Here is a 12,530-nt window from a genome sequence, read left to right as displayed (position 1 = left end):
CATGGCTTTAACTCCATTAGATATCCAAAATAAGACATTCCCAACAAAAATGCGGGGATATAATCAAGACGAAGTAGATGATTTCTTAGATTTAGTTGTTCGTGACTACGAAGAATTGACTCAAAGAAACCGTGAATTAGAAAAAGCAGTCAAACATTCAGAAGAAAAACTTGAGTATTTCAATGAATTGAAAGATGCATTGAACCAATCGATCATCGTAGCTCAAGACACAGCGGATAAAGTAAAAACAAGTGCAAGTAAAGAATCTGAAGTGATCGTTACTTCTGCACAAAACAAAGCAGATGAGTTAGTTGCGAATGCTGAAAAACGTGCACACCAATTAACAACTGATGCAGAAGAAAAAGCAAGAAAAATCTTGACAGATGCAACAGAAAAAGCAAGACAGCTTGCGACAGAAACAGAAGATCTTAAGAAAAAGACACGAGTATTCCATCAACGTATCAGCTTGATGCTTGAATCTCAATTGGAACAAGTGAAAAGCCCAGAATGGGACGAAATTTTACAACCATTCTCTAGCTATGTGACTGACAGCCACGAAGTGATCAAAGAAGTTTTAGCAAAACAGCTTGACAACGAAAATGATACTGATGTAAACTCAGACACAGGAGTCATAGAAGCACCTATGACGGCATTTGATACACAGGCTATCGATATCTCAATCGTACCTGGTGAAAATGAAAACGAGTAGAACAGAAAAGCACTTTGTTATTCTTAAAGCGAGCCGATGAGAGTGGAAGATCGGTAAGACACTGCATCGTGAAAGATCCTCTACTTGAGACTGCTTTTCTGAAACTAGAGTAAGAAGCAGCGGCTGACCTCGTTATTGGTCACAGAGAGTTTGCATTAGATAGATGCAACTAAATTTGGGTGGTACCACGGCATGTTCGTCCCTTGCGGCTGAACATGCCTTTTTGTGTCCGGAAAATAAACGAAGGAGTGAATGGTTGAATGAAAATGAAAGAAACCTTGCAATTAGGAAAAACAAAATTCCCTATGCGTGGTAATTTGCCAAACCGAGAAGGCGAATGGCAAAAAGAATGGGAAAAAAATCAAATCTACCAAAAAAGACAAGAATTGAACGAAGGAAAACCTAGCTTTGTTCTTCATGATGGACCTCCTTATGCCAATGGTAATATCCATTTAGGGCACTCATTGAATAAAATCAGTAAAGACATTATCATTCGTTCAAAATCAATGTCTGGCTATCGCGCACCATATGTTCCAGGCTGGGATACACATGGATTGCCAATCGAACAAGTGTTGGCTAATAAAGGCGTGAAACGTAAAGAAATGTCCATGGCAGAATATTTGGAAAAATGTCGTGAATATGCACTTTCCCAAGTAGATAAGCAACGAGAAGATTTCAAACGCCTAGGGGTTGCAGGAGATTGGGAACATCCCTATGTCACATTAGACCCTTCGTATGAAGCTGCACAAGTACGCGTATTTGGTAAAATGGCTGAAAAAGGCTATATTTACAAAGGATTGAAACCCATTTACTGGTCTCCGTCAAGTGAGTCTTCTTTAGCGGAAGCTGAAATTGAATATAAAGATGTAAAATCCCCATCTATTTTTGTAGCTTTCAATGTCAAAGACGGCAAAGGCATCCTTGATGAAGATACAGCTTTCGTCATTTGGACGACAACGCCATGGACATTGCCAGCAAACCAAGGTATTGCTGTAAATCCCAAATTTACGTATGTACTGGTCGAAGCTGATGGCCGTAAGTTTGTTGTAGCAAAAGATTTGCTAGAAACAGTTCAAACAGAAATCGGTTGGGAAAATGTAACGGTTCTAAAAGAATTTGCTGGCCAAGAAATGGAATATATGACTGCAAGTCATCCATTCTATGACCGTGAATCGCTCGTAATTTTAGGTGACCATGTTACTTTAGACGCTGGTACTGGATTAGTCCATACTGCTCCAGGACACGGGGAAGATGACTATATCGCCGGTAGCAAATATAAACTATCTGTAGTGTCACCTGTAGACTCAAAAGGGTTGTTTACAGAAGAAGCTCCTGGATTTGAAGGAATCTTTTATGATAAAGCAAATCCTATGATTACTGATTTATTAAAGGAAAAAGGAGCTTTGCTGAAACTAGATTTCTTTACCCATAGTTATCCTCATGATTGGCGGACGAAAAAACCTGTGATTTATCGTGCAACTCCACAATGGTTTGCATCTATCGATAAATTCCGTCAGAATATTTTGGATGAAGTAGAAAAAGTAGATTGGGTTATTCCATGGGGAAAAACACGTTTATATAATATGATCCGTGATCGCGGCGACTGGGTCATTTCTCGTCAACGTGCATGGGGAGTGCCGCTTCCGATTTTCTATGCTGAAAATGGTGAAGCAATCATCACGCCAGAAACAATCGAACATGTAGCAAAATTATTCGCTGAACATGGATCAATCATCTGGTTTGAAAAAGAAGCAAAAGAACTTCTTCCTGAAGGATTTACTCACCCAGGTTCTCCTAATGGCGAATTTACAAAAGAAAAAGATATCATGGATGTCTGGTTTGATTCTGGTTCTTCTCATGAAGCTGTTTTACGTCAACGACCAGAATTATCATTCCCAGCAGATATGTACTTAGAAGGATCAGACCAATATCGTGGCTGGTTCAACTCAAGTATCACGACAAGTGTGGCTATCAATGGCGTAGCACCATATAAATCAGTTATTTCGCAAGGATTTGCTTTAGATGGCGAAGGCCGTAAGATGAGTAAATCTTTAGGAAATATCATTGCACCAGAAAAAGTGATCAAACAATTTGGTGCAGATATCCTTCGCTTGTGGGTATCTAGTGTCGATTATGAAGCAGATGTTCGTGTATCTATGGATATCTTAAGTCAAGTGGCAGAGGTATATCGTAAGATCAGAAATACGATGCGTTTCTTATTAGCGAATACAGAAGATTTCGATCCTAAAAAAGATACTGTTTCGTACAATGATTTACGCTCTGTAGACAAATACATGACCGTACGATTGAACCAAGTAATCAAAGAAATCAGAGAAGAAGGATATGACAAATATAATTTCATGCATATTTACCGTACAGTTATGAACTTCTTGACTGTTGATCTATCGTCCTTCTACCTGGATTTTGCTAAAGATGTGGTTTATATTGAAGCAGAAGATGATTATCAACGTCGTTGCATGCAAACTGTTTTCTATCAAACAGCTGTAGCTTTGACGAAACTATTGACGCCTATCATTCCACATACGGCGGAAGAAATCTGGTCATTCCTGAAAGAAGAAGAAGCATATGTTCAGTTAAGCGAGCTTCCTGGCTATGAAGAGTTTGCAAACCAAGAGGAATTGATGGACACTTGGGCTGCTTTCATGGATTTCCGTGACAAGGTCTTAAAATCATTGGAAGAAGCAAGAAATAGCAAATTGATTGGTAAATCATTGGAAGCAAAACTAACTGTTTATCCAAAACAACAAGTTCGTGAAATGTTAAAAGCTTTGGATGCAGATATTGCACAATTGCTGATTGTTTCCCCAGACTACTTTGAAGTAATGGAAGCAGATGTACAAGTGCCAGATAATACTGTGGTATTTGATGATGTTGCTATTACAGTGGAAAAAGCAGACGGAGAAACGTGCGATCGCTGTCGTCAAGTTCGTAAAGATGTAGGAGTAGATGAAAAACTTCCTCATCTATGCGGTCGTTGTGCAAAAATCGTTGAAGACTTCTATCCCGAAGCTGTAGCTGAAGGATTCGAAGAAAAGTAAAATGGAAAAGGGGTTGTGACATGTTTTTTGTCACAACCCCTTTTGTTATCAATCGATTAATTTTCCACGTTCGCGATACCAGTTATCTGGTTGCCAGATCCATTCGAATCCGTCTTTTTCAAGTAGTTCGAAAGCTGCTTTAGGCCCCATTGATCCGGCTTTGTAGTTTGGAAAGTCCGGTTGTGTTTGGTCCCAAGCTTTGCGAATGACATCCACGATATGCCAAGATTGAGCGACTTCTTCCCAATGAGAGAAATTGGTTCCATCACCATTCAACGCATCTAGCAGTAATTTTTCGTAAGCTTCTGGGCTATTTTCAACCATTTCTGCACTATTTCGAAATTCTAATTTGATTGGTTCCGTTTCAAACCCCTGACCTACTTCTTTTCCATTCAGGGATAAAGAAAATCCTTCAGTTGGCTGGATATAGATCGTTAGAACATTCGGTGGGAGTGTCGTATCGTCACATGGTTCATCGACAGATGTTTTGAATACATTAACAGGAACCTGTTTGAACACGATATTGATCCGAGTACCTTTTTCAGTCAAACGTTTGCCTGTACGCACATAGAAGGGAACACCAGACCAACGGAAGTTGTCGATAGTGAATTTTCCTGCGACGAAGGTTTCGGTCTCTGATTGAGCATCCACTTTGTCTTCTTCTCGATAACCTTTGAATTGTACGCCATCTAATTCACCTTGAGCATATTGTCCACGAACGAAGTTTTCTAACACTTCTTCTTCGTTGTAGATGCGGATTGCTTTCAATGCTTTGATTTTTTCTGTACGGATTTCTTTTTCGGAAAATGCTACTGGTGGTTCCATTGCAAGTAATGCTACAACTTGCAGAATATGATTTTGCACCATGTCTTTCAGTGCGCCACTATGATCGTAGTAGCCCCCGCGATCTTCTACACCAAGGTTTTCACCAAAAGTGATTTGGATATTATCGATATAACGATTATTCCATTGAGCCTCAAAAATATTATTGGCAAAACGGATAGCTGAGATATTTTGGATCATTTCTTTCCCTAAATAATGATCGATCCTGAAAATATCTTGCTCTGGGAATACTTCTCTGATTTGCTGATTCAATTCGAAAGCAGATTGGTAATCCGATCCAAATGGTTTTTCTATAATCAAACGATTGAAGCCATTTTTTGTCATAATGTTTTGTGATTTTAAATGAGAAACGATCGTTCCAAAAAATTGAGGTGCCATGGCCAAATAATAGACGCGATTGCCGTTTAACTGATAGTGTCCATCTAATCGGTCAGACAATTCTTTTAATGTTTGATAATGTGTTGAATCATTTACATCATGGGATTGGTAGTAAAAATGACTAGCAAAAGTAGTTGCTTCTTCATCAGAAGGATTCAATGCACGGATCGTTTCTTTGACAACTTCACGGTAGTGTTCATCGCTCCAAGGACGGCGAGCGGTCCCGATCACGGCAAAATGCTCGCCTAAATTTCCTTTTCTGTAAAGGCGGAACAAAGACGGGTACAATTTACGTTGGGCTAGGTCACCTGTGCCGCCGAATATCGTAAACAATACATTTTTTTCATTAGACATGTAGATACACTCCTTTATATTTTATCGACAAAAATCGTGCTGGCCGCCTTGAAGCTGACGGGTATTTTCTTTCTATCATTTTGGATAGTGATTGGTCCTTCATAAGCTGCGATATCAACGATCTCATACTCTTCGTTGATATTCAGGTCAATTGTGACTAAGTAATCCAACAATTCTTTTTCATCAAGCACTCGTGCAATACGCACTTTTGTACCGACAGGATAGGATTCTAGTGTTTGCCGGCGTTCTTCATGGACGACTTCCTCTTTTTTAGGAATCGATCCTCCATGAGGACAATGTTCAGGATGATTCAAATAGTTTTCTAAATGATCTGCAAGATGTTCCGAAGTCACATGTTCCAATACTTCAGCATCATCGTGGACTTCATTCCAGCTATAGTCTAAATGTTCAACTAAAAAAACTTCCCATAAACGATGTTTGCGAATCAAACTGCTAGCTTTTTGCAGTCCGCTTGCAGTCAATTGTACACCTTGATAAGGGGAATGTTCTACAAGCTCTTCTTTCACAAGTTTAGAAATCATTTCACTGACAGATGCAGCTGAGACATCTAGGCTAGATACGATTTGTTTATTGTTGACTTTCGTTGTATCTCCGCCTAGTTCTAAAATGATTTTCAAATAATCTTCTCGATTTGGTGTCATATTCGATCATCCTTTCATGGTAAAAACCATCATTAGTAAGTGTAACAAAAAAAACGTTAATTGACTATTTTTCTAAATAAAAAACAAAGGATTTTTGGACGTTTTTACAACAAAAAACGAAAGATGAGAAAGAAGACTCATACTTTCGTTTATAGATATATATTGGGAGGTGTCTATTTTTCAGATGTCAACTTATACGAGACATCTGCAGATTCATCATAAAGAGTTTGTTCGGGATAAGAAAAGACAAGATAAAAACCGTATTGATCACGTACGACTAAACGCTGTTCATCTATTTCTACCACAGATGTGCCAAGTGACTGACCGTTGATCAAAAACGTGTAATCAGATGTAATCTGTAATTGTTGTTTTTGCTGGCTATCACTGAAGAACCATGTACCTTGATACCTCGAGAGTCTTTCAGATTTTTCTGCTTGTTTTTTCTTTTTCAAGTAAATCCAACTTGAGAGAACGGCAACGAGTGAACCAAGAAAATAGATCATTTTTTTTATCACCAAATCACTCCTTTATGAGAAAATCATCGTATAGAAACATTCTTCCTTCTTTATTCCATTGTACCGAATAAAAACTAAAATTTCTCTAAGACTTTCGACTGGTTTTTTTACTGTTTTTCCACAAATTATGATAGGATACATAGTAGGAAGACAGGTGACAGAATTTGAAGTATCAGCAAGTTGAAACAGCTTTTTTTATTGACCGCCCGAATCGGTTTATTGCACATTGTATGAAAAAAGACGGAGAAATGATTATCGCGCATGTCAAAAATACAGGCAGAGGAAAAGAGGTCCTGATACCGGGCGCTGAAGTGGCTATTGTATTTGCTCCTGGACCTAAAAGGAAAACCGACTATGATTTGATTGCTGTAAAAAAGAAGGGTGATTGGTTCAATATCGATAGTCAATTGCCTAATCAGTTGGCAACTGATGGTATTTTAGACGGCACGATCCTTTTACCAGGATTAACTGGTCCATTTACAGCATACAAGCGTGAAGTAACTTATCTTCACTCCAAATTTGATATTTATTTGGAGACGGCGGCCGGACAAAAAGCATTTGTTGAAGTCAAAGGTATGACGCTTGAAAATAAAGCAATTGGTGCTTTTCCTGATGCGCCTACACTCAGAGGATTGAAACATGTTGGAGAATTAGCGTATGCCGCACAAGATGGTTATGCCGCTTATGTCTTGTTTATTGCTCAATTCGAACATCTTCATTTCGCAACGATCCATGAAGAAATGCAACCAGCGCTAGCTGATATGGTTCGACATGCGCAGCAAAGTGGAGTTCAAATCCTCGCCTATAATTGTCAAGTAACGGCAGATGAGGTAACTGTCAAGCAAGCTATCCCGTTTGATGTAGCTATCCCGTTTGAAGATCCTATACAATAGAAAGAAGGTAAAAAAATGATCAACTTAGGTATTATTGGAACAAATTGGATCACTCATCAATTTGTCCAAGCAGCTTTGAGCACAAAAAAATATGAATTGACAGCGGTATATTCTAGACATTTGGAAAAAGCACAGGAATTTGGTTCTCATTATGAAGGGGATATCGAATTTGCAACAGATTTGAAGACTTTTTTCAATATTGCTCATATGGACACTATTTATATTGCTTCTCCAAATAGTCTTCATTTTAGTCAGACTAAGCAAGCAATTTTGGCAGGTAAAAATGTGATAGTGGAAAAGCCAGCTTTTTCGACGCCAAAAGAAATGGATGAAATCATCCATTTAGCAAATGAACACAATGTGTATTTTTTTGAAGCAGCAAGAAATATCCATGAATCAGGTTTTAAAAAGATTGCCGATTACTTACCATTAAAAGACGAGATAATCGGTGCAAATTTCAGCTATATGAAATATTCTTCGCGTTATGACCAAGTATTAGATGGAGAAGAACCAAATATCTTCTCGACTCATTTCTCAGGTGGTGCATTGATGGATTTAGGTGTTTACCTTGTATATGCAACTGTCGCTTGGTTTGGAATGCCAAAAGAAGTCCATTATTTTCCAAGAAAGATTTCTACTGGTGTGGATGGTCTTGGATGGGGAATCTTGCGTTATGATACTTTTGATGTATCGATCCAACCAGGTAAAATCGGTGATTCTTATCTGCCATCAGAGATCTATTTTGACTCAGGAACACTAGTGATGAATGGCGTCAATGCAATCGAACAAGCAGAGTTTCATGATCGGGTACACGAAGAAATCATTGACTTAGCAGTAACAGCTGCAGAAAATCCAATGGCAGATGAAGCAGAGGATTTTGCCAATGTCATGACTCATCCGAAAGATCCAGCGTGGGGATTATTGTATGAAGAGTGGATCGAGCTGGCTAGAAATGTGAACCAAGTGATTTATGATTTAAGAAAAAATGGTGGCATCAAATTCGATGCAGATAATGAGGAAGATTTTTAATGAACGAATTTGTACAAGTATTTCCCGAAAATTGGCAGAAAAATTATGAGAATAAAGGATTTATTACACCTTCTCTTATTCAACAGGCAGTTTTTCAGCCATTAAGCAATAAACAAAGCATAGTAGCTATCTCTCCAACAGGTTCAGGTAAAACACTGGCTTATCTTTGGCCGTTACTACTAAACGTGAAACCAGGTGAAGCAAGTGCGTTGGTTATCTTTGCATCTTCTCAAGAACTAGCTATTCAAGTAGCAGATGTTGCACGTGAATGGGGAAAAGACAAAGAATTGAAAGTCCAATCTTTGGTGGGCGGAGCAAACGTTAAACGACAAATTGAAGGTTTGAAGAAAAAACCAGAAATCTTGATTGGTACACCAGGAAGAATATTGGAATTGATGAAAGCTAAAAAAATAAAAGCACATCAAGTGAAAACAATGGTATTTGATGAAGCAGACCAGCTATTTGATGCGGGTAACAGCCAAATCATTGATCAGATTCTTCATCAAGCTCCGACAGAATATCAGCTAGCCTTTTTTTCAGCAACAGCAGATCGTTCCCTTGAAAGCATTGAAAAAATCACTGGGAAAACGTTTGAGACGATCGACGTGACAGCAGAAGATGATTCTCGAAAAGGCTTGAGACATTACTTTTTACGAGTGCCAATACGAAAGAAAGATGAATATTTAAGACGTCTCACTCACATAGAAGATTTTCAAGGTCTGATTTTCTTTAATCAACTGACTGAATTAGGTGTGATGGAAGAAAAATTGCTGTATAGAGGGGTACCGGTAGGAAGCCTGGCCTCTGATCAAAACAAGCTGCTCCGAAAAGCGGCGTTGGAACAATTCAAAAAGAAAAAGATCAGCGCACTTTTGACCACAGATGTGGCGGCTAGAGGTTTAGATATTACAGGACTTCCTTATGTCGTGAATGCAGAAGTGCCGTTAAGTGAAGAAGCTTACTTGCATCGTTCTGGAAGAACTGGTCGAATGGGCAATGAAGGAACAGTGATCACACTCGTACAAGATAACAATTTAAGAGATTTGAAACGACTTTTACGTCCGACAAACATAACACTTGAAGAGATTTTTCTGCACGGAGGAAAGTTACAGACGGATCAACCAATCAAAGAAGATGTAGCTACTGCAGCGAATAACAAGTATACGAAATCTTTTCCTGGGAAAGAACAAAATCCAGAGCATAACAAAAACAAATCAAGAAAAAAAGTTAAAAATAAATCAAAAAAAGAGAGAAATAAAGGAGCAAGGCGCAAATAAGCGCCTTTTTATGCTATGATTATGAAAACGGGAACAAAATTGGTTGCCAGAGGAGGGATTATGTGAAAGAACGTCAAGAAGAGATCTTGCATCTATTGACAGAAAACCAACAAGGATTGACAGCAAGCGATGTAGCTGAGCGTTTGAATATTGATCGAAGCAATGCAAGCCGATATTTAAGCGAACTGTATAAGGCTCATCATATTGTAAAAACCGCTGGCCGACCAGTCGTTTACTCCTTGCCAACGGAAAAATCAAAATCTGATGAAGTACATGTCGACTCTTCTACGCAAGTGACTTTTGAAACGCTCGTTGGAGAAAATGATTCTTTAAAAGTCAGCATACAGCAGGCAAAAGCAGCGATTCTTTATCCGCCGCGGGGGCTGCATACCATTATTTTTGGAGAAACTGGTACAGGGAAGTCGATGTTTGCGGAATGTATGTATCATTTTGCAATCGAATCTGAAATGCTTTCAGCCGATGCGCCATTTGTTTCTTTCAATTGTGCGGATTATGCTCAAAATCCGCAACTGCTCTTTGGACACATCTTTGGGATCAAAAAAGGGGCTTACACAGGAGCAGCGCAAGATAGTCCTGGTCTAATCGCCAAAGCAGACGGCGGTATATTGTTTTTAGATGAGATCCACCGTTTACCACCGGAAGGGCAGGAAATGCTGTTTACTTTCATCGATAAAGGTATCTATCGTCCACTTGGAGAAAGTGCACAAGTACATGAAGCATCAGTTCAGATCATTGGGGCAACGACTGAATCTTCAGAAAGCTTCTTGACTACCTTCAACCGACGGATCCCTATGGCTATCACCTTGCCAAACCTTGCTTCTCGATCATTGGATGAGCGTTATGAGATCATCTCTCTTTTCATCAAACAAGAAGCGAACCGTTTGAATCAACGTATCGATATCGAAAAAGAAGCGATTCTTGCCTTCATGCTTTATGATGCGGAAGGGAATATCGGTCAAGTGAAACGAGACCTGAAATTAGTCTGTGCAAAATCTTTTTTACATTACCGAACGCATCATGAGAAAAAGCTGATCATTCGAAAAGAAGAACTTTCCCTTCAAGTACAAAAAGGACTACTGAAAATCAAAGAAATACCAGAACGCCTCGACCGATTCATGGACAGCAAGAGCCAGTATTTGACATTTGAACCAGGATTTGCTGATGTTGTCTGGTCACAAGATCCAGAAAGAAACATGCAAGTCTACAACGATATTGAGGAAAAAGTTACTTCTCTTTCTGAAACCGGTGTGGAGAACATCGATTTGGAGACGCTCATTTCAAAAGATGTGGATGCTTATTTTCAGACATATGTCAAAGAATTGACTAAAAGTTCAATCCCAAAAGATCTTTTGCCAGATGAAATCTGGCGGTTAACCAATCAATTGTATGATGTGGCTGAAAAACGGTTAGACCGTATTTATAATGAAAAAGCGCGTTTTGCTTTTGCTTTGCATCTGCAAAGTACATTGGATCGTGTGAGAGAAGGACATATGATTGTCCATCCAGATTTGAATAACGTACGAAAAAATTTTAAGAGGGAATTCCAGGTAGCAATCGATCTTTCGACAATCATTGAAGAAGAAGAACAAGTCGAGATTCCTTTTGATGAAATTGGCTTTATCAGTATGTTTCTTTCTATCAACTTAGGAGAAAGTGAGCCTGTTAAAGAAAACAAAGTAGATGTTCTCGTACTGATGCACGGCAGACAGACCGCTTCAAGTATGTTGGAGATGGCGCAAGAACTATTAGGAACAAAAGTAGGGAAAGCTTTTAATATGCCACTGGTTATGGAAGTTCAAACAATGTATGAAGAGGTCCTACAATATGTTAAAAATTATCAGGGGCATTTGACGAATGGGCTGCTTTTGTTAACAGATATGGGATCTTTAAACACCTTCAGTGATTTGATTTATGAAGAGACTGGCATTCGGACGAAAGCTATCACAATGACAAGTACGATGATTGTGATAGAAGCGATACGGATGGCAAGTGTTGGAAGAAGCTTAGAAGACATCTATCAAAATATTCAGCTCTCCTTTGAATCAATCGTACGTGATCAGTTCAAAGCGGAAAAATCTGAAACTTTACAGCGTAAAAAAGCCGTCATCGTGACATGTTTTACTGGTGAGGGAGTAGCTGCCAAATTGTATCAACGGATTATGCCGGTGATTAATCAAAACAAAGTAGAACTGATCCAGATGCAGTTTTTAGAACGCGAATCATTCAAAAAACACATTGATGCCTTATTGGAAGAATATGAGATCAAAGCAATTGCAGGAACGGTTGACGTTGATTATCAAAATATCCCATTTTTTTCCGCCTATGACGTTTTTGATGATGAAAAATTGAATGTTTTAAAGCGTATAGCTGATGATGAGGTTCCAACAGCTAAAATTGTTGATTCGCTTTCAGGATCATTAAGTGATGTCTTTTCTATTGATGAATTGATCCGCTCATTGCAAAAAACAGTTCAGCAGATCCAGACAGATTTGTCGATTATCGTAGAACCAGGAGTAGATACCGGGATCGTCATCCATTTAGCCTTCATGCTAGACGGATTGATCAAAAAAGAAACGCATCGGCAATTTGAGAAACTATCTATTTTCTCAAAAATTTACCGTTTGGAAATGGATATCGTTCGAGCAAACTTGATGGCACTGGAACGAAAATATCAGGTAAAAATTTCAGAAGATGATATCGCGTTTCTTACACAAATGTTTCTTGAAAACAAAATAAAAAAATAAACACACTAATCATACTGTTTACACACTGAATACCAGTGTGCGCACT

General features: G+C 38.8%; 9 protein-coding genes. 6 read left to right on the top strand and 3 right to left on the bottom strand.

Annotated features, from left to right (window positions below; translation table 11 throughout):
- The first annotated feature begins 1 nt into the window (after position 1).
- Both A5816_RS08295 and ileS read left to right on the top strand, forming a co-directional pair.
- Positions 2 to 709 (top strand): DivIVA domain-containing protein, encoded by a 708-nt coding sequence (locus A5816_RS08295; protein WP_002286622.1) that lies wholly within the window; start codon positions 2 to 4, stop codon positions 707 to 709.
- Between the two features lie 260 nt (positions 710 to 969).
- Positions 970 to 3,768 (top strand): isoleucine--tRNA ligase, encoded by a 2,799-nt coding sequence (gene ileS, locus A5816_RS08290; RefSeq protein ID WP_086311111.1) that lies wholly within the window; start codon positions 970 to 972, stop codon positions 3,766 to 3,768.
- Positions 3,769 to 3,816: 48 nt separating this feature from the next.
- Here ileS and zwf read toward each other — a convergent pair whose 3' ends face one another.
- The 3 genes from zwf to A5816_RS08275 form a co-directional block, all read right to left on the bottom strand.
- Entirely contained in the window at positions 3,817 to 5,343 is a 1,527-nt protein-coding gene (gene zwf / locus A5816_RS08285) for a glucose-6-phosphate dehydrogenase (protein WP_002291842.1), read from the bottom strand.
- A 14-nt stretch (positions 5,344 to 5,357) separates the two neighbouring features.
- Positions 5,358 to 6,005: a metal-dependent transcriptional regulator gene (locus tag A5816_RS08280; RefSeq protein WP_002286616.1), complete on the bottom strand. Its 648-nt coding sequence runs from the start codon at positions 6,003 to 6,005 to the stop codon at positions 5,358 to 5,360.
- A gap of 173 nt (positions 6,006 to 6,178) precedes the next feature.
- A complete protein-coding gene (locus A5816_RS08275) occupies positions 6,179 to 6,508 on the bottom strand; it encodes a DUF4828 domain-containing protein (protein ID WP_002375263.1) in 330 nt (109 codons plus the stop codon).
- A 176-nt stretch (positions 6,509 to 6,684) separates the two neighbouring features.
- On the opposite strand from A5816_RS08275, the gene sfsA reads away from it, so the two are divergent.
- The 4 genes from sfsA to A5816_RS08255 all read left to right on the top strand — a co-directional run bounded on the left by sfsA (position 6,685) and on the right by A5816_RS08255 (position 12,484).
- Positions 6,685 to 7,413, top strand: coding sequence for a DNA/RNA nuclease SfsA (sfsA, locus tag A5816_RS08270; RefSeq protein WP_025478575.1), 729 nt, complete (start codon positions 6,685 to 6,687; stop codon positions 7,411 to 7,413).
- Between the two features lie 15 nt (positions 7,414 to 7,428).
- The gene (locus A5816_RS08265) at positions 7,429 to 8,442 is read left to right on the top strand and encodes a Gfo/Idh/MocA family protein (protein ID WP_002375260.1); all 1,014 of its coding nucleotides are present in this window, start codon (positions 7,429 to 7,431) and stop codon (positions 8,440 to 8,442) included.
- On the top strand, positions 8,442 to 9,719 hold the full coding sequence (locus A5816_RS08260) for a DEAD/DEAH box helicase (RefSeq protein ID WP_002375258.1): 1,278 nt from the start codon (positions 8,442 to 8,444) through the stop codon (positions 9,717 to 9,719). The genes A5816_RS08265 and A5816_RS08260 overlap by 1 nt, the downstream gene beginning before the upstream one ends.
- Before the next feature lie 62 nt (positions 9,720 to 9,781).
- Positions 9,782 to 12,484 (top strand): sigma 54-interacting transcriptional regulator, encoded by a 2,703-nt coding sequence (locus tag A5816_RS08255; protein ID WP_010733382.1) that lies wholly within the window; start codon positions 9,782 to 9,784, stop codon positions 12,482 to 12,484.
- Positions 12,485 to 12,530 lie beyond the last annotated feature (46 nt).

The organism is Enterococcus sp. 3G1_DIV0629 (assembly GCF_002141285.1).
Taxonomy (GTDB): domain Bacteria; phylum Bacillota; class Bacilli; order Lactobacillales; family Enterococcaceae; genus Enterococcus_B; species Enterococcus_B lactis.
This window is presented reverse-complemented; position numbering and strand designations above follow the sequence as displayed.